Raw genomic sequence first — 25296 nt, forward strand, 5'->3', positions numbered from 1 at the left:
ACTATCTCGCTTCTTACTTGAGGAAGAAGAATCGTTCTGCGCTCTTGACAGTTTTAGGATCTTCCTGGCGTAGTTTGTCGAGCAGTTTCTTTGCTTTTTCGGCGGTGGCTGCATCGGGGCCAACCCCCTTTTTATTCTTGCCTTTGGACGCGACGAGCAGGTAACGCACGATGGCCCGTTTGATCGAAGGGATGTCATAGTCCCCTGTGCCATACATGCCCATCAGACGGTCAATAACGGACCAGTCATCCCAGCGGGCGAGGTCGGCGACGACCAGATCGGTGAGTTCAGGGCGATCGAGCAGCAGTCGCATGGATTTCCGCAGGCGTTCTTTATCGATGCGACCATCGCCGTAAGTCCACATGAACCGCAGGGCCTGCATGGCGGCGTAAGTTTCGCTGAATGCGACATCCTTTGGAACGAATTTGGTTTCATCAATCTTATCCAGTCCGTCCGATCCGGTCAGCAGCAGATATCCGGAAATGACGCCATCGATGCCCAGCCGAAATTCTTTGGTGGGCTCATTAATTTTCTTTTCCATGAAAGAGACATCTTCCCCGGTGCCACAGAGCCCGAGCAACAGACCGTACAGTCCGATGCGTGTGACTGGTGTGTCCGGATCAATGAGCCACTGACGGATTTTTTCGCGGGGCATTTCCTTGGAGAGGGGGGTGATCTCTTCATAAGGTGCATTTGCGAATTCCGCATAGGCGTCGTTGGAGATCATCTGGTCGGGGTATTCGAGAAACTTCAGGAAGTATTTGAGTCGCTTGGATGTTTTCTCTTCGGGAGCGGGTGCCTGTGAAATGTAATGGAAGCTGGTTTCGGTGACTTCGATCGGGTCGCCCCAGTCAACTTCGGCTCCTTTGGTTCCCAACAGCAGAAACAGATTGCCTTTTTTACCGGGACGATGACGGTTGATGGTGATCTGGTCTCCGGCCTTGAGTTTGTCCTTGTCTGACTGCCGCACGATCTCTTTGACTTCGAATACGGTTTTGCCCGCTTTTTCCAGTGTTCCTTTTTCTGCTTCGGTCCATTGTGCCAGAACGGCTACATCGGACTGCGAAAGCTGTTCTGTCAATGTGAGTGACGGAGCAGAGCAGAAGGGGCAGGCGGTGAGGGCCGGTGTTTGTGCGAATACGATCAGGCCACAAATGAGTGCCAGGAAAACGCGATTATTAAAATACTTTGTCAGACCAGTCATGTGCCGAACCTCGTGGCGGTAGAAAACAGTTATTGGTGAAACGAATCGGATTCGTTATTTGTCGTGTGATTCTTCATTATTTATCAATGACAATAGCATCGTCAATCGTGTAGATACGTTCGAGTTCTCCATCAAAGCTTTCCGCGTTGATATGAAATACCCCGACGACATCAAAGGGACGATTGAGGATATAGTCGGCAGTGACTCCTTCTCGCATAATTACCGGAAACAGATCATATATTTTCGGGTTCTTGCCGAAACAGCAGATCTGGTTATCCCGCGCGAGCAGAAAATATTCATTGCCTGACTGCTGAAAGGGGGGATACATAAACCCGCGAATGCGAATGCGTTTTCCATCCAGGTTTTTCAGCCATTCGGGCATGAGATCCGGGGCCTGGGGCGTGACCGGTTCCATGTTCATGACTTTCAGTAAATCGAGATCGTCGTAATTGACGAGCAGCGCATTTTCGGGAGAGGTCCTGCGGAAGGAGCGTTCTTTGACCAGGATTTTGACTTCGCGTGGTTCGCTGGCAGTCTTTTCCTGCGCGACTTCCTCCACTGTCAGGGCCCGCATTTTGGGATCGGGTCTCTGCGCGACGACGGGTAAGGATGTATCGGTAGGCAGTGTTTCGCCTGACTTCTGAGGGGCAACATCCGGTGTGGCGGGAACGGTTGCCGGCTGTTCGGGGTGTGGTTCAGATACCTGTGGTTTTACAGTAGCGGAAGCGGAAGTCGCTACCTGGACTTCTGGTTCGACAGGCTTTTGAGCAGGCGTAGTCTCAGCTACTGACTTGGTTGATCCGGTATCAGTCTGGGGTCGGTCCTGATCAATCTTTTCGCTGAACTGCCGGTAATCGGTTGAGTCAGATGATGAGGAACACCCACTGACAACGACAGACAGACTGCCCAGAATAAAAAGCAGGAACATGAATTTAAGCGGTTGGGTAGGATTCAGGTGGGCCTGCACGTGATCAATCTCCTGATGATCGGGTGGTTGCACCAACTTCCTGACAAAGTTGATAATGGCTCAGACTGGAGATCAACCTGAGCCATTCAGATAAACAGTGGACGCTAACTTGGTTATTCTTTTCCGGGTTTCAGAATCGAAGCTGAACTCACACTCAATAGGCAGTTCGAGCCTGTTCGAAGTGGGTTCCCTTTATTTGGTATACGGGGCGCAGTTCACCTGCTGTGGTGGGGGCTTCTGCCAGGAACTCGCCTGCGACAGAGACCAGGCCGGCATAAAAATCAGCCCGTTTGTCCCCCTGCATTTCAACGAGGATCATATCTTTGACGTCAGGCTGTCCGCCGAAGCAGCATTGGCCGTTATCTTTGACCAGGATGAAGCTCTTGAGATCTTTGGTACTACCGGTGGGATACATGTAGCCTTTGAGGAAGATATTCTGTTTATCCAGTTTGAGCACTTCGGGGTTCACCCCCTGAACGCCATCTTTGGTGACAAAGCCTTTAGCAGAGATATCATTGCTGAAGTTCAGGCGGTGGTAGCCTTCCGGAACTTCATTGGCATAGACAAAAGACTGATAGGAGACGCCACTGATCAGAAAGAATGTCGAGAGTACCACTCCCGTAGTCGCCACCGTCTTGCCTCCCAATTCACCAGCCGAGCGTTTAATGCTCCAGAGGCTGATCAGGGAAACAACAATCCCAACGACGGCAATACCCAGACCAATAATGCCAAACAGGGCAATGAAGGAAAACAGGCCGAGGGCCAATCCTACGACAGCGGTCGGGGGAACGGGTTTGTACGAAAATTCATCCTGAATGTCAGCAGGATTTTGCAGCGATTGATTGGAGCCATCAAGAACTTGCGACATCTTGCAAGGCCTTTCAAAAAGTCAGCAGAAATCAGATAAAGAAATAAGTCAACAAAAACAGCAACGATCACAGCCGAACCAGTATTGGCAGGGAGTGAAATCACTACTCTCTCTATCATATCATGCACCCGAAGCGAGAGCACCCCTGAAATCGCAGAGAAAACCAGAGAAATCACGCAGTCTGACGAATGGTAGCTCGCCTGTGTGCTGCTTTTTTGAGATCATTCCCTGATTTGGGTCTGGTACTGATAATGAGTACGTAGCGATTTCCTTCAGTATATACGTAATCAGGCTGTTTTTTGTTGAATTTTTATCAAACTTAAGAATCTCAGCAATTGTTCTGAAATGGTCTGTGTCATAAGGCTCATAATCATAATAGTTTATGAAATATTTTGCCGGTCCTCTCTTTGGGGGCGATTCGGAACTCGAAATCAGAATCTTCCTGGAGGGAACATCTGTCAGGAATGTTCCAGACAGCTTTCGACTTCCTTCTGATATTCCTGCAATCCTGGTACTTTCAGCCCTTTGACCTTGGCACCATCGTCCCAGCGTCTGAGTAAGACGGCGGTGTGGTGAAACGGGTTCTGTTCGAATTCTGCAACTTCGGTTTCTGTCATCAGGCCTCCCTGGAGCTCAAAACTCCGCTGAGAGGCGCGGGAGAGACCATTGAAATAGTCTGCGTTGACTGTGCAGAGATAGCGTTTGGCCGGGACATGCAGAAAAATGGGTTCCGTGACCGCTTTGCCAAAGAACGGGGCCAGTTGCTGTTCACCGACAGTTTCATGCTGCCAGTCTTCAGCGAGGAAGTGATTTTGCTCATCGTGTTCGTCCATCAGGAAATGGCCGATGTCATGCAGCAGGGCCGCGGTAATCTGTTCCATGGTTGCATGGCTTTTTTTTGCGAGATGGGCTGCCTGGAGTGCGTGTTCCAGTTGGGTGACCGCTTCGTCGTAGAAGCTCTGCCCGTGATCCTGCATCAATTCGAAGAGTGAGGTCACTCTTTCACGGGGTGTTTTTGTGAGTGATAAGACGTCACAGAGTGAGAGTTCTATTTTTTCATTCATGTTTGCTGCGCTGGCTTTCCATCAAAATGACCAATCTTACTGATTTTCAGTTTCTCGCCTGCAGTCGTATCAGCCTGGGCGAACGAACGTCGTTTGTCTGCGTAGTAGTCCTCTCGCAGATCACCTTCTGCGCGGGCGTTGTAAGTGAGATACAACGTTCGACGCGGTTGCTGCGTTTCGTTGAGGGGACTTTTGTGAGGTGCATACGAACTGAAAAAGAGTGCGTCCCCCGGTTGCATGGGAACCGGTTCCCAGTCCAGAGTGTCGGCGTATTCACTGTCGATGCAGCCATTTTTATTCAGATGTAATAGTCCGCGTTGATGCAGTTCGGGGGCAAAAAAGAGACAGCCGTTTTCGGGAGTCGCGGCATCAATGGCGATGGAGCAGGTAATGTGATTTCGGATGAATTCATACGCGGGGGCATCCTGATGCGCTGCATAGCCGCCGCCACCTGGATATTTGTAGTTAATTTTTTCCTTATACAGGATTGCCGGTTCCCCCATTAACGCGCCGGCACAGTCGGGAATTTTTCCCTGTGTGAGCAGTTGACGGATGCCCGCGTGAAAAGCCAGGATGTATTCCGTGCGTGCGGGTCTGACGCCGAATGGTGTCTGTTCGAAGTGGTGCATCCACTTTTCATCGTCGGCAGGCCAGGAGCTGATTTCTTCTACCCACTCGCGCAGATTTTCCGTTTCTGACGCGGACAGAAATCCGGGTAGCTTTACATAGCCGGTTTGATTCCAGCGGTCGAGTTGAGAGGCAGTCAGAGTTGTGTTCATGATACGACACCTGTATTGGGGGCCAGGCTGGTTTCGGTTTCCAGTTCGCGCAATTGCTCTGCTTCACTGACCGTCTGTTTCTGGCGAAAATACCAGACGACGACCAATGTCCCTGCGATGGAGACGGGCGAAATAATCAGCGCCAGCCAGAACAGGAGGGCTACGAAATCCAGATTCTTCTGAAAGATAAGATTAACGATGACCATCAGGATCACCGTGCTGATGTAACCTGCAAAATCTCCAAGATAGAGCAGGTATCCTACGTTGCTTTTGTCACGGATCATGGCGATGACCCGTTCATAGATGGTGGTGTGGAACAGGACATAAGGCACATACAGACTGATGCCGATCAGCACCATGAACTGGAACGCGGCGGCTTCTGTCCAGGCGGTGGTTCCCCAGTAAGAGAGCGTTGTCACCAGGGCACACCCGAAGCCGAGACCGACCATGATCATGCCTGTCAGAAAGGCGCGATAGTTAGCGCCGATGAAGACGACGACTGCGCTCAAGGCAATGACAGCGATCGCGACCAGCATTTCTGACTGGGCAAAAATTTGCGGTTTATCCACGCCGAATCCGGACCAGATTTCCGCAGCGTAGTCATCGCGCACACTGCGAAAGATGGTGAGTAAGACCATTAGTAGTATCAATACCGTTAATCCCAGCGCATTACGGGAGTAAAACTGTCTCCGCTCATGGCCGTTAAAGGGGGAGCGTTTAGAACGGGCGGTCACATCCAGTTCGCTGGGCGGGGGAATTTGCTCCAGCATCCAGACTCCCACTAAGAGCGGGAGCCAGAACAGGGCGCCAGTAAGAAAGGGCATCCAGAATTCGGAGACGCCATACGACTGCATTAGAATGGCACCCGCGGATTTGACCGTTCCGGAAGCCATGATGAAACTGGCACACAATCCGGCGGCCATCGCTTCCGTGACACGTCGCCCCTCAAGGAAAGCAAAGACGCAGCCAAACACCATGCCCAGCGGTAAGCCGTTACAAAAGAGAAACACCGGCTTCAACCAGTACGGGGCAATTGCATAAGGCAGCAGCGCCAGGTGGGCAATCGCAATCAAAGACAGAATCATGGCAGCCCGACGGTGTGGCGTCATTTCGGAGATGACTTTGATGCCGATCAGTTTTGACAGGGCATAACCGCTGACCTGGGCAAACAGCAGAATGACTTTATAGCCGACTCCCCAGAACACCAGGTCTTCATACTGCGCGACGGTGAAAGGCTTGCGAAATGCATACATACAGAAGTAAGTGGTAAACGCTGCGACCACAGACCAGGCGGTCAAGACACCTCGATTACTCTGTTCCAGACGCGTCGAGATGTACTCCGATTGAAATCGCATGCGGCGTCAGTACTGAAGAGGCTGTCATTCCAGGTGTTTGTAATGACAGGTAGTCTAAAGTCACAGCATGAAGTGCGAGTGATGTGGGTGTGAATTATGGATGAAGAACGCCCTGCATTGGAGGCAGGGCGTTCATAACAGTCTCTCGAAGCATAGCTGAGTGATGATTTCCAGTTAGAAATCTCCGTCAGTCGCTTAAGGTACTCGCGACATCGGTGCGGTAGGCGGTCATGGCGGGGATGAATCCGACGAGGGATGCCAGGACGACGAGAATTGGCAAAAGGATCAGTTCGGTAGAACTGAAGGTGAACGGGTTAATCAGCAGGCCGCTGCGGGCTTCAATAATCGGAGCGGCGATAAAGACCAGGCCGTGGCCGAGGATGATCCCCAGGATCCCGCCGCCCAGACAGAGCAGGACGGACTCTGAAAGGATAATGCCGAAGACCATCGTGCGGCCTGCTCCCAGGGCGCGCATGATGGCAATTTCTCTTTTACGGTCGGACATCGAGTTGTAAATACTCACAAAAATGCCGACTCCGGAAACGACGATGATCAGAGAAGTCAACACGATGAGCATGGTCCTTACATTGCCCACGATATTCGTCATCAGCCAACTGATCTGCTGAATCGGGTTGACGGCCTGTGCCTGATTCCCTTCTTTCAGTTCCGATTGAAATTTGATGGAGGAAAACCCGCGCAGGCGATCCCCTTTCATTTGTACGAGAACCGCGGTGACTTCCTTCTGGGCGTTAGGAACTTCATGCCCATGATTGTGGCCGCTGTGATCATGGTGATCGTGTTCTGCGCTTTCTTTCAGCTGCGCTTTCAGTTTTTCTTCATCGACTTTTTCTCCGAAGAAGGCGGCTTCGCGGCGGATGGCTTCTTCCAGGGGTTTTTCATGACCGGAGACCTGGTAAAAGCCGCGCAGATTGACGAAGACGGTTCGATCATTGGGAGTTCCCGTGGGTGCCAGGATGCCGACAATTTTAAATTTTTCATCGTGAACGTGGCCACTTTCCGCGGAGCCATGAATCAGGCTGAACTCATCACCCATCTTCCAGTTATTCTGTTTGGCCACGGCAGAGCCGATGACCGAATCCCAGGTGCCCGGCAGAAACTTTCCCTCTTTGTTGATGCGGAAATGTCGACCGGGAATGTATTCCAGTGCGAAGTAGCGGGGGATGGTGCCGACAATCGGGAAGCCCCCTTTCTGGGTCACATCACCAATGGCAAAAGGAATGGCCTCTTTGATGCGCGAATCGTTTTTCAATTCGGTGTAGTAGCGATAGGGGAGGTTTTCAATCGGGGCTCCTACCCGGAAAACCGTATTCAGCACGAGTTGCAGTGCGCTACCCTTGGGGCCGACAATCAGGTCGTAACCACTGGCGGTCTGATTAAACATGCGATCAATGACGCCGTTGATGACCAGGACAGAGATCATCAGCGTGACACCCAGGGCAACGCTCAATGCTGTCAGTAGAGAAGCGACGCGGCGTTGTCGGATACTTTTCCAGGCAATGGTCAGAGTATTCATAGAGAGATTACTTTGTTCGCAAAAGAAGGATTATGAATGATTCCATCAACATACCACTGGCGTCAGACGCGGGCATGCACCTTGTTGAATTCTGTCAGCGTTTCCACTCGCTCAAATTGCCTGGCGACTTCCTGAGAGTGAGTGACCAGCAGCATGGCGATTTGATTTTGACTGCAGGCGTCGCGGAGCAGTTCTAAGATCGTCTGCTGGTTGGCGAGATCGACGTTCGCCGTGGGTTCATCCGCGAGCAGCAGTCGGGGTTGATTGGCCAGGGCGCGGGCCACGGCAACACGCTGCTGTTCTCCCACCGACATCTGTTTGGGGTGATGATGCAGGCGGTGCTCCAGGCCGACGAGGGCCAGCAGTTCCCTGGCACGGTCACGACTCGGTTTTTTTCGGGAAAAGCTCATGCCCAGCAGCACATTTTCCAAAGCGGAAAATGCGGGTAGCAGATTGAAGGTCTGAAAGACGAAGCCGATGCGTTCGGCCCGAAAGCGATCGCGAACGACTTCGGCCATCGAGGCGATCTCAGTGCCAGCGATGGTGATTTTTCCGCTGTCGACAGACGTGATCCCCGAGATGACATTCAGCAGGGTCGATTTACCGGAGCCACTCTCGCCGATCAGGACGACCTGTTCCTGGTCTTTGATTTCAAAGCGTTCAATATCCAGAATCGGGAGCGTGGAGCCATCGGGTTCGCGATAACTCTTTTTCACATTTTCCAGCAGCAGAGACATACTGACCTCGATTGGTGGGCTGAGAAGGCGGCCTGTTTTGCCAAGCCGCGGGAAATCATGTTTGTTTTTGCAAATGTTATGCAATAAGCGTGTTGTTGACTAGGGTTGTTTTGTCAAAAGTTTGCAATTCCCGCCGATCAGAGGGGGGTGGTGATTCTATCTTAAATAATTATTAAGATATGACTTACGTCTCTGGAAAATCAAGTCGAGCCTCATAAGATCGCCGTAGGCCTAATCTGCTGGATTTGCTATAGTTCCGCCTCTCTGATTAAAACCACTACACGGATGGATTGTGAATCAAGGAAGAAGACAAGATGCGAAGTCGTAACCGGGGCCGATTGATTACTCCCTTTCGTTTCATCATGATTGCCGGACTGGGGGTTCTGGGAACCGCCGCCTGGATGTATGACCTGTTACCCTTTCAGGTAAGCAGTGCCCCCACGGGAGCCCTGCATGAAGAGGACCATCAGGCTGCTACTCAAACAGAACCGCAGGCCAACGAGGTTGAGCCGGTCCTGTCACAAGAAACCATCATTGCCCAATCCGAGCCACCGGCGGAAGTTTTACCGGAAGGAAATGATAATCAGCGTGCTTACAAAACCCGCGATATTGAACTCCCACGGATCTATAAACGAACGATGAGTGGGCAGATCGTCGAAGCGGAAACCATCGTTGATTCGCCGGTGAATGAATCATTGGAGCCTCACCAGTTTAATGCACCTCAGCAGTTTAAAGGAGCGGCACAGCCTCTGCGGCAGGAGCAGTCAGCGATGTCCGCACAGCAGGCAGTCGACCCGCGTGCTCCTCGACAACTGCAACCGCCGGAAGGAATTAAACGCGCCAGCAATCCAGTGATCAAGAACACGGAACATGCGAGCTTTAAAGAAGAGTTTGGCGCCAGCCCGGCGCAGCAGGAAGTCCCCGATCTGATTGCCATTGATGAATTGATTCAGCAGCGGAAGATTCTTGAAGCGCATAAAAGCCTTTCCAAAATCTACTGGGCTCAACCGGAACTCTATCCCGTGATCAAATCCCGGATTGAAGAGACGGCGCGGATGATTTACTTTTCTCCCCAGCCTCACTTTATGACGCCTTATGAAATTCAGCCCGGTGATCAACTTCGTAAAGTCGCGAAAGATTATAAGATCAACTGGGAATATCTGGCGAAACTGAATCAGATTGATCCAGTGAAAATCAGGCCGGGGCAGAAGTTGAAAGTCATTAAAGGGCCCTTCCATGCATTTGTGGATCTGAGCGACTTCACATTAACTATACACGCCCATGGCTACTTCGTTCGCCGATATGCCATCGGAACCGGGAAAGATTCTTCAACTCCCACCGGAAAGTTTGTCGTGAAAGACAAACTGGTTGATCCGACCTATTATGGTCCCGATGGCGTAATTGCCAACGATGATCCAACCAACCCGCTGGGGGAACGTTGGATTGATATCGGTGACAGCTATGGTATTCATGGCACGATTGACCCGGCTTCCATTGGTAAGGCGGAATCGAAAGGCTGTGTGCGGATGCTGAATGAGCATGTCGCGGAAGTTTATGACCTGCTGGGCATTGGATCGCAAGTGGTGATTCGCCCCTGATTTTCCGGGTGTTTCAGAACACAGACCAGTGAACCGTGATGCATTTGTAACCTGCAGCAATGTAATAAACACGAATTCGGGTTTTCTTGCCCTGTGGTCCGTTTGAATGTTGAATTCAAGCCTGTAGAATATGTGTGACAAAACCAGATCTGAGCGCAGGCAATGGACGTGCGCCGACTGATTTTGCATTCGCGAACGTCACACATTCAGGTTAGGGAACAGAGCATTCATGTATGATCGGGAAAAGCTGATCGAGTTGTTTCGGGAACGGGCTTTAAAGTTCGGTGATTTCACACTGGTTTCAGGCAAGAAGAGTACGTATTACCTGGACGGCAAGCAGGTGGTCCTGCATTCACACGGGCTGCGGCTGGTCTCAGCTGGCTTGCTGGAACTACTGGGTGATACCGAATTCGATGCGATCGGCGGGATGTCGATTGGAGCCGACCCGATTGTTGCCGGCGTACTGGCCATTGCTGCTGAGCAGGGGAGAGCCCTGAATGGGTTCATGGTTCGTAAAGAAGCCAAGGGACATGGCACGAACAAATATGTTGAAGGTCCCGTGAAGCCCGGCGACAAAGTCGTGATTGTGGATGATGTGATCACCACTGCAGGCAGTGCCCTGTTGTCGGTGGACCGGGCAGAAGAGTTTGGCTGTCAGGTGGTCAAAGCTTTAGGCGTCGTCGACCGTTTGCAGGGAGGGGCTGCGAATTTTGCGAAACGGAATATTCCGTTCGAGTCACTGCTTTCGATTGTAGATTTCGGCATCGAACCCCCGGCAGAAGATGAATAAGGAAAATCTGCCTTAAGTCTTCAATGACAAAGGTCATGCGATCTAGGCTGTGTCCCGTTTTACTGTAGCGTTTCCAGATCGATTTGGGCCGAGTATATTAGATTGAGAGATGCTATAATTCATTTAATGCGCTCTCAAATTGCTGAATTCCCAGGCCCGTATTGAAACGAGCCTGGGGAGATCAGGTGATTTCAATCAGGTTCAGGCTTTACCGGGAATTTGCTGGTTTTTATCGATCGGCACACCAATCATCTGGCCGCTGAAGACCATGCTGTCGCCGACCAGTCCCTGAAAGTTGAACTCGGCGCGTTTGCCGGCACGAATCCGTGCGAGTTGCGCCATAATGACTAATCGTTGATTGGGGAAGACGGGACTGCGGAAGCGGACATCATTCATTCCGCCGAATCCGAGAAAGTCTCCGCCCAGCAGTTTGTACTTACGTGCATAGAATCCCGCAAGCTGTGCCGAGCATTCACAGAGGATGACGCCGGGCATCAAGGGGAAACCGGGCATATGCCCCCGAACCCAGAATTCATCTTCGCGGACATCTTTATAGCCGACGATACCATGGTTTTCCCGGTCGATGTGCACGATTCCGGAAAGCTGTTCCATCTCAAATCGCTGAGGGTTAATTTCCCTGATCTCTTCGATTCCGAACACGGGGTTATCAAAATCGAAGTCGATTCCACCATAAAGCAACTTGGGAGGCATGGTCTCTATTCTCCATTAGGGGCATCAATATTTTAAACGGCCCTTGTTCCCTGGCAGGGGCCATTATCTATATGAAATGGTTTTACAAGGTGAATTTAGTGAAAGCCTGAGCATCTGTCAGTTGAAACAGGCCACTTTCATTTTTGGTCAAGCCGTGATACTACCAAAAATCGGAAACAATGTTAATCGAGGATTTCTGCTAATTGGCCTAAACTGGTGATCAATCTGTCAGGTTTTGTATCTGAATTACGGACTTGTGCTTTACTGGCATGCACACTGAGTGAATCACCGGCGAATAATACGGTTTTCATACCGAAGTGCCGGGCAATCGCCAGGTCGTCCTCGATGCGGGTTCCTACGTGCAGAATTTGCTCAGGAGCGATTCCCGACCGTTCAAATCGTTCGAGCAGCCTCTCATAAAGAGACGCTGATGGTTTGCGGACTTCTTCGCGATAGGAGAAACAGAAACATTCCTGGGTGAAGAGCTCGGAAAGTGGCGGCAGTTTACCTTGTGAGCTTAATCCCCGCAATAGGTGAACCAATGTGAAAGGCTGTGCATCGGCGAAGAGAGCGATTTTTTTACCCCGGTTACTTAACTCTTCAAGTGTTGTTAAAGCTTCGGGCATCGGTTGGATGCCCTGCAGCGAAGTATGAAAGAAGTAGGCGACTTTCAGACTGAAGTCATCCAGGTTTCCATAGAACGATTCGTCGAACGCGTATTCATTCTTTTGCAGTCGTGTGATGAGTTGTTTCCAAAGTTCAACGGAATTGATTTCCGGCTTTTCTCCTTTGGCAGTCCTGCTGGAAATCTGCTGGTCTTCCAGCAGGCTGCGATATTGTGTGAGCATGTATTCCCAGGGGGCACCTGGTTTGCGGGACATGCTGTTCCACATATTAAACTCTTTAATCGTTTTATCGAGGGCAATCTGCATCCGGAGTTGTTGCCCGTGATCGAACAGCAGGCACCCGTCGGCAATATGGAGCAATGTACCATACACGCTGAATGTAACCGCTTTGATTCCGTCCAAAGGTTTTAAGAAGGGAGTGGCTTTGGGAACAACCAGTTGCGGAGCGACTGGCCAGATCAGGTCATCGCGACTGGCTAACCATTCAGCATATTCTTGGAGTGACTGCGCCATAGTGAGTGCATTATTTCCGGGTTGAGTTGGCAGGAATCGGTTATCAGAAACAGAAGTCGACTTTCAGAGATTACTGAATTGCTGGGAATGGAAAAAGATCTGCTGACCTGCAGGATCCATCACTCGTAATGAATTGAATATCCGGTCGGTCTGTCCGGGAATGTGTGTTGATCTTAGACGAGACATCTGCAGCAGGGCAAGCGAAAAAGACAATTTCAGAAGTATTCCAAACCGAGACAATCGTTTATGAGTTTTAGAAATTCTTCCAACACAAACCGGAATTTCCATCGTAATAGATATGACAGGTGCAATAGCTTGAACCTGAGGTGGGTCCCTGTTGTCTTAACGATTATCCGCCCTTTCCCGGGGTGCAGGCTGGAAAAAGGCCTGAATCCTGTGTGAAAAATTCAAGTGCCTGCAGAAATTTGGTTCATATCTTAAGTGTTTCTCACAAGCGATTTAAGTGCCTGAATTATAGAGGATTACGGCCAGATATTCCTCACAGTTGATTCTTCCCTGCCAGCTAATCCGAGTGTCTCTGTCCGTACTGCACTCTCTCTTGTCAAAGAACTTAAAGTCCTCACTCCAGTTTCGTCGATGCAATTAGGGCAGACGGTTGAAACCGGAAAGACGTAAAAACCACGTCGAACCAGTCAACATCAGTTTGACGGGTTCAGTCCCTTCAATTGTCTGTAAGGGGGGAGAGGACAAGATGGATCTAGTCTGACGAACTGATCTGAATGGTATTGCGATTGTCATTCAGTCCGACCCCAAAAAGTATTACGTACCAGATCCCAAATTTCCTTAAAAATTAAAGATTGGCATTTTGAAACAGTTTCTGGAGATGCTGTCTCCTTAAACAAACCCCGACCCAAGACTACTCAGGTTACAACTTGAAACTGACTGGCCAGGATAGCCGAAACAGTAGTAGGGGTTAAAGCAGAAGAAGAGTAACCTTTCTTCGCATAGATTTGCCAAGCATGTGATTGGAGAGCCCGCAATGAAAACGATCTTCACTACTGGCCAAGTAGCAAAGATCTGTAAGGTTGCACCCCGCACGGTTAGTAAGTGGTTCGACTCCGGTCGTCTGAGAGGATACCGGATCCCCGGTTCTCAGGACCGACGAATCCCACGTGAGCACCTTATTCGATTTCTTAAAGAACACGGTATGCCATTAGGCGAACTGGAAGATGAAGCGATGGGCAAGTTATTGCTCGTTGGTGCTGACACCCAGGTTCGTGCCAGCCTTGACGATCTGATGGCAACTGAAGATTTCAAGATTGAATACGCCGTGAGTGGTTTTGAAGCTGGTATCCAGGCTGAATCACTGCATCCCGACTGCGTGATCGTTGATTTCGCCATGGGTCGCAATGAAGCTCTGATGATCGCTCAAAACCTGCGACGCAACAAAGACTACACAGACTCTGTTCTGATTGCCCTGTTGAGCGATGAAGACAACGCCAGCGGTTTCGACAGAACATTGTTTAACGAAACTTTCCGGAAACCATTTGACGCAGCACTACTGGCCGAACGGATTCGGACCTTGGTTGGACGTAAAAAGCAGATCGCCTAATAGACCGGGCAGGAATGCCTTAAGGTGAGCATGCCAGGGAAGCGTAGTTCTCGATATTATGGACGGTGTCGAGAGAGTGACCCGCTGGACAACCAGAACAATCGCAAAGGGATTTGCTGGTTTGCGTGAACGACTAAACCCGGCCAAGAGGTCAAACTCTTGGTCGGGTTTTTTTACGCGCCGACTTTCTGCATAATGACGGGTATGACACAACTCAAAACTCCAGCCGACATTTCAGCCAAAGAGCGACCAGTTGCCATTCTCTGGTACCTGTTGCTGTCGGGGCTGTCGTTGCTGCTGGTATCCTCCCAACTGGATTGCGCAGAGGATCTCTCCATCACCGGGCCGGGCCCGGGGATGACCGTTGATGAGCCTTTTAATGTAGGGCAGGGCGTGTTTCTTGTGCGGGCGCTGCGCGTGTATGGGCTGGGAATCTTTGCTCCGGAAAGCCTGCGGGAAATCTTTGAACATCCGAACTATCTGCCCGATCACCCCCCCCTGGGACGGTTCCTGATCGGTGTGGCTCATGAATCGATAGCGGGACTGGCTGGTGAGGACAGTCGCCCGTTTGTCGTGACTTATGGCAGGTATGCGTCTGCCGTCTGTTTTGCCTGCCTGGTTTTCCTGGTGGGCTGGTTCACTTATCAGCGGGCAGGTCACACGGGAGCGATGATTGCGGCTGGTTCACTGCTGGCGCTGCCTCGTCTGTTGGGGCACGCTCATCTGGCGGTTCTCGAGATGCCGACTGCTCTGTTTTATTTGTTGGCGGTGCTGGCGGTTGTTCAGTTCTGGGACGGGGAGCAGGTGCCCTCTAAGAAGCGAGCCTGCCTGACTGGCATCCTGCTGGGGCTGGCACTGTTAACGAAAATTCAAGCGGTACTGATTCCGATTCCCGTGATTCTCTGGGCGATCTGGAAATGGCGACAAAACGCGCTGCTGCCTCTCATGTGCTGGGGCGGCGTGGGAGTGTTGGTGTTCTTTCTGGGCTGGCCGTGGCTCTGGTTTGATCCGGTGGGTCATCTCAGTGAATATCTGGGCAGAACAACCGGGCGGGCGGCTTTATATGTGGAATACTTTGGTACGAAATACGCCGACCGCGATTTGCCCTGGCATTATGCCTGGGTCATGTTGCTGACAACGGTTCCTGTAGGATTGCTGATCTGTAGTGGTTTCGGTGTCTCAAAGCTCTGGCGTGATTTCAAAACAGAGCAGCAGCGACCGACGGGCGAACTGTTGATCTTGCTGTCTCTGTTGTGGCCTCTGATTTTATTCACCCTACCAGGCATTACTGTCTATGATGGCGTAAGGCTGTTTCTGATGGTTTTCCCGCTGCTGGCAATTTTGATCGGGTTGGGTGCGGCGATTGTGACTGACTGGTTGACCCGGCGCTTCAGTCAGAGGATTGCGATCACTGCAGTCACACTTTTGATGCTTTCGCAGTTCACAGGTTCGATTCTATACGCTCCCTGCTGGCTCAGTTATTACAGTCTGCTGCTAGGCGGTTTAAACGGGGCGAATCAGCTTGGCATGGAAGCGACTTACTGGGGAGATTCGCTGTCGGCTGACCTGTTAGGGGAAGTCGTCCAGGAAGTGCCTGACAACAGCATTATTCAAATCGCACCCATTCTGCATCCGGCGTGGCTGCAGATGTTACAGGAAACACCGGAGATTAAGCGCAAAGGAATTCAACTGGTTCCCTTCGAGCCAGAGCGACCCGTCTCACAGTACGTCATGTATTTTCAACGGAATCCTTACCTGCCCGAACTGCTGCAGACTCAGAGTTCAGACAGGTGGACGGTGATCAAAGAAGTCACGCGCCAACAGGTCGCATTGGGCCGACTGGTCTCGCTGAAAGAGGCGCGCTGAACGACTATTGATCGACGGACAGTGCCGGGTGGAACCCGGGGATTTTACAGGGAATCCGGTACAGGCCACTGCCCGCGGTGATATAGAGCGTGGAAGCATCGTCACCGATTCCAAACGTGCAGTTCGTGGGCAGGCTCGGTGTCGGGATGTAGGCCAGCTCTTTACCTTCCGGAGAAAAGACCACGATGCCAAACCGGCTTTCAGCGCGAAAGGCGGCGTAGATATTGCCTTTCTGGTCGACGGTCATGCCATCAATGCCGGTCTCTTTATCGCCGAAGTCCGCCAGGATTTTTTTCTTGCCCAGGGCACCATCTTTTTTGATGGGAAACGCATTGAGCGTCATCCGCAGCTTGGGTTCTTTGGGAGGATCTTTTTCCAGGCCGCTGGCACCATTGTCGGTTTCTGCAACATACAGTGTCTTGCCATCGGGCGAAACCACGACGCCGTTCGGCTTTGTGATATCGGTTGTGGCGCGGTGTACGGTTTTGGTTTTGGGGTCGTAACGAAAGACACTCATGTGATCGAGTTCGAGTGGTTCGTGTCCGACATAGCGGGGATCGGTGAAATAAACCCAGCCTTTGGGATGAATGACCAGGTCATTCGGGGCATTGAATTTTTTGCCTTCGAAGGTTTCGACAATGGGTTTTACTTTTCCGTTTTTAGTGATTTGCGCCAGGCATTGTTTGCCGTTATTGGCACCACAGGCAGCGAGCAGCTTGCCTTTTTTGTTGATCATCAGTCCGTTACTCTGACCGCTGTCTGCACTGAAGACGGTCGTTTTACCGGTTGAGGGATCAAAGGCCATGATCTTGCCTTTTCCACCGGCGAAGTTGATATCGCTAAAGTAAATGATGCCCTCCCTGCTGACGCAGGCGCCTTCGGTGAACCCCTTGTCGACCCAGAGTTCTTCTAATTTTGCATCTGGAGAAACAATGGATGCGTCGCCGGAGGGGGCGGGTGTCGCCGCATAAACCATCGAGCCTGCGAATCCGGAAAAAGCGATGCCCCATACTAGAATGTGTTGCCAGTTGATCATGGTGTGATCCTCTCTGAGGTTTTGATGATGAAATGAGCGATTATCGAGTGTTTTATCCTTTTACAGGTTCTTCCGTTGTTTCAATCGTTTTTGAATTATGATTATTGCGCACCAGCCAGAGTGACGGGACCGCCAGGATGGCGCCTGCTGTGGGACCGACGAGATACAGCCACAGTGACTGCAGATTATTACTGACCAGCGCCGGTGCCAGCGAGCGGGCCGGGTTCATGGAGGCGCCGCAGATCGGCCCGGCAAACATGGCTTCCAGCGCGATGACGGCTCCAATGGCGACACCGGCCAGGATGCCGGTCTCTTTGGCGCCGGTACTCACACACAGAACGACAAACATCAGCATCCACGTCAGCACGCCTTCCAGAATCAGGGACTGCATATCCGAGCCGGCGGGACGCGTCATGCCATAATTGTTGAGACCCGGGAAGATGACTTTTAAGAGCAGGCAGGCGGCAAGGGCACCAATGACCTGACAGACGATGTAAGGTAAAACCTGTTTTCCGGGAAAGCGACCACTGACCCAGAAGGCAATGGTCACTGCCGGGTTTATATGCGCACCGGAGATTTCCCCAATCGCGTAAATGATGGCAGTCACAACCAGTCCAAAGACCAATGCGATACCCACATGCGTGACTGTTCCCCGGGAGACCTGATTGGTGACAATGGCGCCTGCTCCCGAGAACAGCAGGATAAAGGTGCCGAAGATTTCCGCGTAATATTTTTGCATCAGTTGTCGATTCCAGGGTGCGAGAGCCAAAGTTTAGTCGTGTTCAGGACGCGCTGGATTTAACCAGTGTCCCGAGGGATCGGCGCCGGAGACGATCACGCCTTTGGCATTCCAGTCCATGCCGGCCCGGACGTCGGCGGCACAGTAACGCAGGGTCAAGCCACAACGTCTGCGATCCGACTGATTGGCGTCAGAGCCATGCAGCAGCAGATCGGAGTGAATCGAAATTTCGCCGGCCTGCAGCGTGTCATCAACGGGAGTGCCGTACTGCTCTGCATTTTCGATGGTCTGGTTGAGCACGTTGTCTTCATGAGAACCACTGGGGCGATAGGTCATGTGCCCATGGTGATGACTGCCGGCGATGAAGCGCATGTTGGCATTTTCCGGGTCGGCGTCATCAATGGCCAGCCAGACAGTGACGGCTTTAGAGGGAGAGAGTGGCCAGTAGCTGGCATCCTGGTGCCAGGCCACCGATTTTCCATCGTGAGGCATTTTGCAGAAAAAGTGAGAGCCCCAGGCAATGACATTCTCGCCCAGCAGGTCTTTGACATAAGCGACGATTTTGGGATGCGTCAGCAGGTCATAGACTTTACCGTATTTCATGTGTGCGGTGCTGATGGAGTAACTGTTTCCGCCCGCGGCGATCACCGATTCCAGCAGCCGGTCGAAGTACTCCCGATTTTCCTGAACTTCCTGTTCATTGAAGACAGACAGGTTTCGCAGGTAACCATCCTGGTTGAACTGTTCAATCTGGCTGGATGTGAGTACCTGGGGATCGGTCGTTGTTGAAGGGTAAAATTTCAGGTCGCGTTCGATCTGTGACAATTCGTCTTCAAGCGGGACAGCCTTGAATTCTTTCGATTCAGTCATGAGGTATCTCTATCTGTTCAGAAATAAGAGTGAATCAGCCAAAAAGCTGGATGCAGGACACCGAACCCCGGCGGGGAATTCCGTTCTGGAACACATCACCTTTAACCGTAGCGTCTCTCAATCTAATATACTCGGTCGAAATGGCCCTGGAGACGCGACATTAAAACGGGACACAGTCTATTGTAAATAGGGACAGGTCCCGGAACAACTTAGAACGGGTTGTTCTGAATGAAAGCAGGGATTGTGTCCGGAAAACGCGAAGCGAACCGACTACCAGATTCAGGAAGTGCTGGTGGTTTTATCCGGTTTGGCTTTGGTTTTGGTCGTTGGTGCTGAGGAAGCCGATTTGCGGCTGGCGGCGCTGGCGGCGAGCCCTTCTGCGGAGATAAGGTGTACCAGGTCCTGGGCGGACTGATCCATTTCCATGACCAGTCCATCGACGCGACCGGCCAGGTACATATACATGATCAGCGAGGGAATGGCGATGCCGAGTCCCAGTGCGGTGGTCAACAGCGCCAGCGCGATGCCGCCGGCGAGTTCTTCTGCTTTGCCCATCGCGCTGCTGTTGGCGATATCGTTGAATGCCAGGATCATACCGATGACTGTTCCCAGCAGTCCCATCAGCGGCGCGACCGTCGCGACACCATTGATGACACGCAGATGTTTTCGCAGTTGAGAGAGCTGTCTTTCGCCACCATCGATGATGGCCTGTTCCACTTCCACACTCGGTTTCCCCCATTTGCGAATGCCGTGCGCGAAGACGGTTGCAATTGGGCTGGGGTTTTCATCGCAGAGTTTCAGCGCGGATCGGGAATTGAGTTTGCCGTCTTTGAGCAGTTTCAAAAATCGTGTGACGAAATGTCGAGGAATCACGCGACCAGACCTGAGGATCACCAGTCGTTCAATAATAAACCACATCGAGATAACCGAAGCAATCACAAAAGGCAGGATGAAATATTTCAGCTCCTCAATGATTTCCTGGGGAGTGAAAGGAATCTTTTTTCCCCGATTGGCTTGCTGGCCGGCTTCCGGGAGCGGACCAGCGGGATCATTGACTTCAACCAGTTCTCCGTTCACAGATTCTACTACTTTAGGCAGCCGTTCCTGTGCAGGACTGCTGACAGGAGTCAGCAGCAGACAGAGACCGGAGATGATAAGCAGTTTCACCAGGAATCGGTGCGGGAACCCGGGCAGCATGTCGGCAGGGGAACCTGTTGGGTATTGCTGGTTACTGTTTAATTTGATCATGAGTACTGCGTGTCATTTTCGTGTATCTGGTACCAGAGCGCATCACATTTAACGATAGCGTCTCTCAATCTAATAGACTCGGGCCAAGCGGCCCTGGAGACGCTACAGTAAAACTGGACACAGTCTGAGCAACAGATAGTTGTTGTGAATGTCGGAACAGGATCCACGAATTGAGAAGACCTGTTGCCTATAAAATCCCAAGCATTTCTGGCGGTCTGTGCTCAGAATGCGGTCTAGTTTACGTCAGAGAGGGATTCCCGTCGAGTCTGGAATGGCAATTCGGCTCAGTCGAGGAGAGGCTCTGAATAGCTGAACGGCAGTCTTGTGACTATTTCTGACTGGTCCGGGCGTCGACGACTTTAAGTCGTTCTTTGGCTTGGGGAACCAGTTCGTGCTCTGGAAAACGCTTCAAATAATCTTGATATGTTTTCTGGGCTTGAGGCCATTCGTTCAGAGCTTCATGGCACATGGCGGCCTGATAGAGTGCCGGGGCCTGCCATTCGGGGAACTTATACTGGATGTCCACCTGCAGGTAGGCCAGCAGCGCTTCCTTGAATTTCTCCTGAATCATCAGCGTTTCTGCCAGCAGAAACTGGCATTTGGCAGCCGTGGCAGTGCGCCGGCTGTTTTCTGAATCGATGATGTGCTGGAAGACTTTGCGGGCTTCTGCGAATTTAGCCTGGTTCTTCAGGCTTCGGCCCAGTACTTCTTCTGCTTGATACAGAAACGGGTTTTCGGGATCCCAACTGCGGAAGCGGTCGACGGTATCCGTGACTTCTTTATATTTTTTCTGCCGAAAATACGTTTCCGCCAACAGGACCCAGACGCGGGGATACCAGGGTTCCTGACCGAGTGTTTCGAGTTTGTCGGGGGTGGTCAGCTTTAATAATGCTGCCTGTGCCGTTTCCACCTGATTCAGATACAAGGCAGCTTCGGCTTCATGGAACTGGGCAAAGGCCGCATATTCATTTTCAGGGAAGCGTTTCAGTAACTCTTTCGAGAATTTGTCGACCAGGTCCCATTTCTGGAGTTCCAGGTTAATTTCGATCAGACGATACAGGGAGACCTGTTGTACTTTTTCGTCTGATTTGGGGTCGCCCTGCAGTTCATCGAATGCTTTGGCGGCGGGTTCCAGTTTTCCGGCGATCAGATTACTTTCTGCCAGGCTCAGTCGGGCATTGTCGGCCAGTTCACTATCGGGGGTTTCTTTCACCAGTCTGCGGAAGATTTCATCTGACTTGTCAAACTGTTCCGCTTCGTAATTGATCAGCGCCCATTCGTCCAGAATCTTATCAAGATTGTCGACCTTGGGAAATTTCTGCAGAAGTGCCTCATAAGCCTGATTCACCTCATCGATTTTCTTCAGCTGAAACAATGTGCGTGCGGCTTGCAGTCCAGAGAGCATGGCATAACGTGATGGGGCGAATTGCTGTAATGCTTTCTGATAGACGTCGACCGCGGCTGGCAGTTGTTTGTTATTTTCCAGGCTGCGACCCTGCATGTAGGCGGCTTCAGCAGTGAGCGGGCTTTCCGGAAATTCTTTAACGAACTGTTGGAAATGGGCCGACGCGGATTCGTATTCGGCGAGTTGAAATTCACTCCAGGCTAAACCGGACAGACCGGCGGGATACTCGGGAGAATCAGGGCCGAGCTTGACGATCTCATCAAAAAACGTTTTGGCTCGCGCCCATTGTTTCTCTTCATAATTGCGTTCCGCCAGCTGACGATAGGTCTGGATCAACAGATCCCCTTCCGGCTTACGGTCCTGCAGCTGTTTCAGATATTGATCGACTTCCTGCGGCTTGTTGTTTTTTGCGGTGAGGATGATCAGGTTCGCCAGGATCTGATTCAAGCGGACTTCGTTGGGGAACTGCTTCAGGTACTCTTTGGAGAGGGACTCGGCTTCCGCGTATTTCTGTATAGAATTAAAGTTGTTGCTCTGGAGTACTAACGCGTCTGCATATTCGCTGGATGTTTTATCGGCTTTGGGGTCTTTGAGATAGGGGGCCAGCACCTCGATGGATTTGTCGTACTGTTTGAGTTTCTGGAAAGTGCGCGCCAGGTAGAGCCGCGCCAGCAGTTGCGTGTTTTCCAGTTTGGATTCTTTCAGCACGTTTTGAAAATGAGTCAGCGCTGCCGTCAAATCCTCTGGTTTGCCTTTGGCGTCCAGGATACGCCCTTTGAGCAGTTCCTGGTGCAGACGTAATCCACTCTGGGGAAATGTTTTTTCGAATTGGGTTGCCAGTTGTTCGGCTTCTGCCAGCTCGTTTGTCAGCAGGGCTGCTTCAATCGCGAAATGCAGGCTGTCGTCAGCCAAATCACTCTCGGGAAACTGTTTGACGAGTTCCAGGAACAGTGCCTTGGCTTCGGCGGGTTTTCCAGAACGTAACAGTGCATCGGCTAACTGGTATGTAGTGGACTCTTTCTGTTGGGGGCTGGGTTTTGATTTGAGTGCCAGTTCAAACGCAGAGATGGCAGCGGGCAGCTGTTGTTCCCCTTTGAGGCTGACCCCTTTCCAGTACAAAGCGTTGGCGGCATGGTTCGGATCTTTGGCGACCAGGTCAAATTGCTGGACGGCTTTCGCATATTCCTTGAGATCATAATACGCGTAACCCGCATTGAGCCGGGCGGTGCTCCCCAGGGGGCTTTCCGGGAATTTTTTCGGGAGTTCCAGGAAGGCATCAGCTGCGGACTGAAACTGTCCCCGGTCGAACAGGGAAGTTGCGAGTGACATCTGGGCATCGCTGGCACGTGCGTGATTTTTCTGGCCGGCGATTTCTTTGAATCGTTTTTCTGCTTCCTCAGACTGTTTATCACGGAGGTAGGAAGAAGCCAGGCCAAATTGTGCATCCTCGGCCATCGCTCCTTTGGGATGACGTTCGAGCGATCGCTGAAAACTTTTGATCGCCAGATCCGCTTTGCCGCGACGCAGCAGGACATCACCAAAATAGGGATAAGCCCATTCTTCCAGCGCATGGTTGGGATAGAGTTTGAGGAAGTCCGTGAACTCTTTTTCTGCTGCTGCCAGATCGTCGAGCAGGTAACTGCATTCAGCGATCCGATACATGGCATCTGGCAGGTTTTTGTTTTGCGGATGTTGTTTGACGAACGCTCTGAGTGTTTCCCGGGCTTCCTGATATTTCTGCTGATTGACGAGTGTCAGACCCAGATAAAATTTCGCCAGGGGTACGCTGGCATCCGTCGGGTAATTCTTCAGGTATTTGCGAAAGGTATCGGTCGCCAGTTCCCAGCGATTCTGTTTGTACAGGCCGATGGCCAGTTGGAATTCATCAGAGGCTTTATCGGCGTGTGCCAATGGGAGCGGCAGCAGAAGCAGGATCAGGCAGAATAGAGGCGCACGTTGAGGTACTTTGAGTGAGTTCCGGGTACGAGAATTCATCATATTAATAGTCGTCAGTTTGTTTTAAATGAGAAATTGAACACTTGCCCCCATTATCGTGGGTTTTCGGGCAGAGGCAAGCGGCGTTCGGCAAAACTGCGGCGGTCGGTGTGAAAAGCTGTCTCTGGTGAGAATGGATGTGCAGTCCAGCAAACAACTTAAATGACAGGCCAGCAGGCGCTTGGAGTCACCTGCTGACCCGAATGTATCTCGGGGAGGGGATCGTTCAACTGCCTTGAAAGTGCTGGTCAGCGAAATTCAGATACTGCTCCCAGTCGAAGTCGGTCACATTATGTTTTCCAGTGCGAATGTGATAGCCCATCTGTTTCTGCACCGGTTGATTGACGGCGGGCATTTCTTTTGCACCGAAGCCGGAGGTCCCCAGTAGTTTGTAGACTGGTTCCGCATATTTCACGGAGAGGAATTCGCCCTTGGGGTCAGCCCAGCGGTCATCCTCGGCACTGGCAACATACACGGGCCGCGGTGCGATTAAAGAGATCAGCATGTGTTGATCGACGGGGAGATCGTTTTCCTTGTCGATGTATTTGTTGAAGTTATCACAGAACCAGTGGGGGAAGGCGTTGTTAATGACGTGCAGGGTTTCACCGAAGCGACGACGGCTGAGAGCGGCACCGCCACAACCCGAGTCGTTCGAGATCACAATTGCAAAACGCGGGTCCTGTGCGCCGGCCCAGAGGGACGTTTTCCCGAGGCGGGAGTGTCCGATCACAGCAACTTTGCTGGCGTCGATCTGTTTGTCGGTTTCGAGGTAATCCAGTGCACAGCTCAAGCCCCAGGCCCAGGCGGAAATCGTGCCCCATTCATCGGGCGCGGGTTTCTGTTTGGAATTAAACAGCGCGTGGACGCCATTTTTAAATCCGTCATCGTAATCGGGATCAATATCGCCGCAGTAGATGGCGACCAGTCCGTAGCCGCGATCAATGATGGTTTCGATGGGCCAGCGGGACGAAGATTTGCCCCGCGAGTCTTCGGTCGCTTTATGATCGACGATCCCTTTTTCTTTACTGGATCGCATCCAGTTGCCGTTGAGTTGGACGTCTGTTTCATCGGTGATAGTGTGATTGCCGTAAAAGTTGAGGCCCATAAAGACGGGCACCGGTTTAGTGGCTTTGGCCGGCAGATAGATCAAGAGGTCCATCCGCGGCCCTGCTTTTTTGCCGGAGAAGTAGACCGAGACTTCCTTGCGAATCGCTTTACCGCCGAGGGCATCGTTTTTCACAGATGTCACTTCGAACAGCATGTTCGCGGGGCGTGCAGGACTTTTGCCGTAGACTTCGGTCTCGAAGAGTTCCAGGATTTCGGGGCGTCGGACTTTTTGCCAGAGTTCAGGCGAGTCCACTTTTTTGCCGGCGCTGGTCACCAGTGGATCGGGCAGCTTGAACTGCGGGACCTGGCTTTCATCGTAATTGGGTTTGGGACGTTGTGCGTGTGCAGCGGGAGTCAGCAGCAGTGCGAGGCTGAGCAGGAACAGCAGACGTTTCATGGCGAGGCGGACCTTTATGTTCTGGTGGGGTTGATATTGCGAAATCTGTGATGACTATTCTTCATCGTGGCCGTTTCCGCCACGATTGGCAATATGAAACCGTGGTTGGACCGCGAAAGATACGAAATTTTATGAACCATGAAAGACACGAAAGATACGAAAAAGTTGTAATGTGACTGAAAAGATTTTGACGGTTTTGTTCCAATTCGAGGTTGTCGTGAGACAACAGGGGGTGTTAAAAAGGTGTCAGCGACTGTGTTAAAATCTGTCAAGAGGTAATCAGATTCTGATCCCAAGTCTGATTATTTTTCATC

20 protein-coding genes are annotated in these 25296 nt (G+C 51.5%); 4 read left to right on the forward strand and 16 right to left on the reverse strand.

Annotated elements, in window-relative coordinates; translation table 11 throughout:
* Positions 1-13 precede the first annotated feature (13 nt).
* The 8 genes from ACN0YH_RS25450 to ACN0YH_RS25485 form a co-directional block, all read right to left on the reverse strand.
* The gene (locus ACN0YH_RS25450; protein ID WP_417382415.1) at positions 14-1204 is read right to left on the reverse strand and encodes a hypothetical protein; all 1191 of its coding nucleotides are present in this window, start codon (positions 1202-1204) and stop codon (positions 14-16) included.
* A 76-nt stretch (positions 1205-1280) separates the two neighbouring features.
* Positions 1281-2204: a hypothetical protein gene (locus ACN0YH_RS25455; RefSeq protein WP_417382416.1), complete on the reverse strand. Its 924-nt coding sequence runs from the start codon at positions 2202-2204 to the stop codon at positions 1281-1283.
* 121 nt (positions 2205-2325) lie between these two features.
* The gene (locus ACN0YH_RS25460) at positions 2326-3039 is read right to left on the reverse strand and encodes a DUF4190 domain-containing protein (RefSeq protein ID WP_417382417.1); all 714 of its coding nucleotides are present in this window, start codon (positions 3037-3039) and stop codon (positions 2326-2328) included.
* Between the two features lie 458 nt (positions 3040-3497).
* Entirely contained in the window at positions 3498-4103 is a 606-nt protein-coding gene (locus ACN0YH_RS25465) for an HD domain-containing protein (RefSeq protein WP_417382418.1), read from the reverse strand.
* Complete coding sequence (locus ACN0YH_RS25470) at positions 4100-4882, reverse strand: phytanoyl-CoA dioxygenase family protein (protein WP_417382419.1); 783 nt, start codon at positions 4880-4882, stop codon at positions 4100-4102. The genes ACN0YH_RS25465 and ACN0YH_RS25470 overlap by 4 nt, the downstream gene beginning before the upstream one ends.
* Positions 4879-6237: a DUF5690 family protein gene (locus ACN0YH_RS25475; protein WP_417382420.1), complete on the reverse strand. Its 1359-nt coding sequence runs from the start codon at positions 6235-6237 to the stop codon at positions 4879-4881. Before ACN0YH_RS25475 ends, ACN0YH_RS25470 begins: the two co-directional genes overlap by 4 nt.
* A gap of 187 nt (positions 6238-6424) precedes the next feature.
* A complete protein-coding gene (locus tag ACN0YH_RS25480) occupies positions 6425-7771 on the reverse strand; it encodes an ABC transporter permease (RefSeq protein ID WP_417382421.1) in 1347 nt (448 codons plus the stop codon).
* Between the two features lie 62 nt (positions 7772-7833).
* Positions 7834-8508 (reverse strand): ABC transporter ATP-binding protein, encoded by a 675-nt coding sequence (locus ACN0YH_RS25485; RefSeq protein WP_417382422.1) that lies wholly within the window; start codon positions 8506-8508, stop codon positions 7834-7836.
* A gap of 314 nt (positions 8509-8822) precedes the next feature.
* Here ACN0YH_RS25485 and ACN0YH_RS25490 point away from each other — a divergent pair, with 314 nt between their 5' ends.
* On the forward strand, positions 8823-10106 hold the full coding sequence (locus ACN0YH_RS25490; protein WP_417382423.1) for a L,D-transpeptidase family protein: 1284 nt from the start codon (positions 8823-8825) through the stop codon (positions 10104-10106).
* 229 nt (positions 10107-10335) lie between these two features.
* On the forward strand, positions 10336-10896 hold the full coding sequence (pyrE, locus tag ACN0YH_RS25495) for an orotate phosphoribosyltransferase (protein WP_417382424.1): 561 nt from the start codon (positions 10336-10338) through the stop codon (positions 10894-10896).
* Positions 10897-11097: 201 nt separating this feature from the next.
* Here the strand turns inward: pyrE and ACN0YH_RS25500 are convergent, their stop codons facing one another.
* Both ACN0YH_RS25500 and ACN0YH_RS25505 read right to left on the reverse strand, forming a co-directional pair.
* The gene (locus ACN0YH_RS25500; protein ID WP_417382425.1) at positions 11098-11607 is read right to left on the reverse strand and encodes a 3-hydroxyacyl-ACP dehydratase FabZ family protein; all 510 of its coding nucleotides are present in this window, start codon (positions 11605-11607) and stop codon (positions 11098-11100) included.
* 182 nt (positions 11608-11789) lie between these two features.
* Positions 11790-12746 (reverse strand): HAD family hydrolase, encoded by a 957-nt coding sequence (locus ACN0YH_RS25505; RefSeq protein WP_417382426.1) that lies wholly within the window; start codon positions 12744-12746, stop codon positions 11790-11792.
* A 1000-nt stretch (positions 12747-13746) separates the two neighbouring features.
* Between ACN0YH_RS25505 and ACN0YH_RS25510 the strand changes: the two genes are divergently transcribed.
* Positions 13747-14319 (forward strand): helix-turn-helix domain-containing protein, encoded by a 573-nt coding sequence (locus tag ACN0YH_RS25510; protein ID WP_044238118.1) that lies wholly within the window; start codon positions 13747-13749, stop codon positions 14317-14319.
* A gap of 204 nt (positions 14320-14523) precedes the next feature.
* Positions 14524-16185 carry an ArnT family glycosyltransferase gene (locus tag ACN0YH_RS25515; protein ID WP_417382427.1) on the forward strand — a complete coding sequence of 554 codons (1662 nt, stop codon included), beginning with the start codon at positions 14524-14526 and terminating at the stop codon, positions 16183-16185.
* A gap of 4 nt (positions 16186-16189) precedes the next feature.
* On the opposite strand, the gene ACN0YH_RS25520 is transcribed toward ACN0YH_RS25515, so the two are convergent.
* The 6 genes from ACN0YH_RS25520 to ACN0YH_RS25545 form a co-directional block, all read right to left on the reverse strand.
* Positions 16190-17221 carry an SMP-30/gluconolactonase/LRE family protein gene (locus ACN0YH_RS25520; RefSeq protein WP_417382428.1) on the reverse strand — a complete coding sequence of 344 codons (1032 nt, stop codon included), beginning with the start codon at positions 17219-17221 and terminating at the stop codon, positions 16190-16192.
* 52 nt (positions 17222-17273) lie between these two features.
* On the reverse strand, positions 17274-17960 hold the full coding sequence (locus ACN0YH_RS25525) for an MIP/aquaporin family protein (RefSeq protein ID WP_417382429.1): 687 nt from the start codon (positions 17958-17960) through the stop codon (positions 17274-17276).
* 33 nt (positions 17961-17993) lie between these two features.
* On the reverse strand, positions 17994-18830 hold the full coding sequence (locus ACN0YH_RS25530; RefSeq protein ID WP_417382430.1) for a phytanoyl-CoA dioxygenase family protein: 837 nt from the start codon (positions 18828-18830) through the stop codon (positions 17994-17996).
* Between the two features lie 279 nt (positions 18831-19109).
* A complete protein-coding gene (locus tag ACN0YH_RS25535; protein ID WP_417382431.1) occupies positions 19110-20078 on the reverse strand; it encodes a MotA/TolQ/ExbB proton channel family protein in 969 nt (322 codons plus the stop codon).
* Between the two features lie 328 nt (positions 20079-20406).
* Positions 20407-23481, reverse strand: a complete 3075-nt coding sequence (locus tag ACN0YH_RS25540) for a tetratricopeptide repeat protein (protein WP_417382432.1) — start codon at positions 23479-23481, stop codon at positions 20407-20409.
* A 223-nt stretch (positions 23482-23704) separates the two neighbouring features.
* Positions 23705-24982 (reverse strand): acetylxylan esterase, encoded by a 1278-nt coding sequence (locus ACN0YH_RS25545; protein WP_417382433.1) that lies wholly within the window; start codon positions 24980-24982, stop codon positions 23705-23707.
* Positions 24983-25296 lie beyond the last annotated feature (314 nt).

The sequence above is a fragment of the Gimesia sp. genome (assembly GCF_048262075.1).
Classification (GTDB): Bacteria; Planctomycetota; Planctomycetia; order Planctomycetales; family Planctomycetaceae; genus Gimesia.

Bases quoted from the DNA above. Each gene is read 5' to 3' on its own strand.
- ACN0YH_RS25450 (WP_417382415.1), bottom strand. From the start codon at position 1,204: ATGACTGGTCTGACAAAGTATTTTAATAATCGCGTTTTCCTGGCACTC.
- ACN0YH_RS25460 (WP_417382417.1), bottom strand. From the start codon at position 3,039: ATGTCGCAAGTTCTTGATGGCTCCAATCAATCGCTGCAAAATCCTGCT.
- ACN0YH_RS25465 (WP_417382418.1), bottom strand. From the start codon at position 4,103: ATGAATGAAAAAATAGAACTCTCACTCTGTGACGTCTTATCACTCACA.
- ACN0YH_RS25470 (WP_417382419.1), bottom strand. From the start codon at position 4,882: ATGAACACAACTCTGACTGCCTCTCAACTCGACCGCTGGAATCAAACC.
- ACN0YH_RS25475 (WP_417382420.1), bottom strand. From the start codon at position 6,237: ATGCGATTTCAATCGGAGTACATCTCGACGCGTCTGGAACAGAGTAAT.
- ACN0YH_RS25480 (WP_417382421.1), bottom strand. From the start codon at position 7,771: ATGAATACTCTGACCATTGCCTGGAAAAGTATCCGACAACGCCGCGTC.
- ACN0YH_RS25485 (WP_417382422.1), bottom strand. From the start codon at position 8,508: ATGTCTCTGCTGCTGGAAAATGTGAAAAAGAGTTATCGCGAACCCGAT.
- ACN0YH_RS25490 (WP_417382423.1), top strand. From the start codon at position 8,823: ATGCGAAGTCGTAACCGGGGCCGATTGATTACTCCCTTTCGTTTCATC.
- pyrE (WP_417382424.1), top strand. From the start codon at position 10,336: ATGTATGATCGGGAAAAGCTGATCGAGTTGTTTCGGGAACGGGCTTTA.
- ACN0YH_RS25500 (WP_417382425.1), bottom strand. From the start codon at position 11,607: ATGCCTCCCAAGTTGCTTTATGGTGGAATCGACTTCGATTTTGATAAC.
- ACN0YH_RS25505 (WP_417382426.1), bottom strand. From the start codon at position 12,746: ATGGCGCAGTCACTCCAAGAATATGCTGAATGGTTAGCCAGTCGCGAT.
- ACN0YH_RS25510 (WP_044238118.1), top strand. From the start codon at position 13,747: ATGAAAACGATCTTCACTACTGGCCAAGTAGCAAAGATCTGTAAGGTT.
- ACN0YH_RS25515 (WP_417382427.1), top strand. From the start codon at position 14,524: ATGACACAACTCAAAACTCCAGCCGACATTTCAGCCAAAGAGCGACCA.
- ACN0YH_RS25520 (WP_417382428.1), bottom strand. From the start codon at position 17,221: ATGATCAACTGGCAACACATTCTAGTATGGGGCATCGCTTTTTCCGGA.
- ACN0YH_RS25525 (WP_417382429.1), bottom strand. From the start codon at position 17,960: ATGCAAAAATATTACGCGGAAATCTTCGGCACCTTTATCCTGCTGTTC.
- ACN0YH_RS25530 (WP_417382430.1), bottom strand. From the start codon at position 18,830: ATGACTGAATCGAAAGAATTCAAGGCTGTCCCGCTTGAAGACGAATTG.
- ACN0YH_RS25535 (WP_417382431.1), bottom strand. From the start codon at position 20,078: ATGATCAAATTAAACAGTAACCAGCAATACCCAACAGGTTCCCCTGCC.
- ACN0YH_RS25540 (WP_417382432.1), bottom strand. From the start codon at position 23,481: ATGATGAATTCTCGTACCCGGAACTCACTCAAAGTACCTCAACGTGCG.
- ACN0YH_RS25545 (WP_417382433.1), bottom strand. From the start codon at position 24,982: ATGAAACGTCTGCTGTTCCTGCTCAGCCTCGCACTGCTGCTGACTCCC.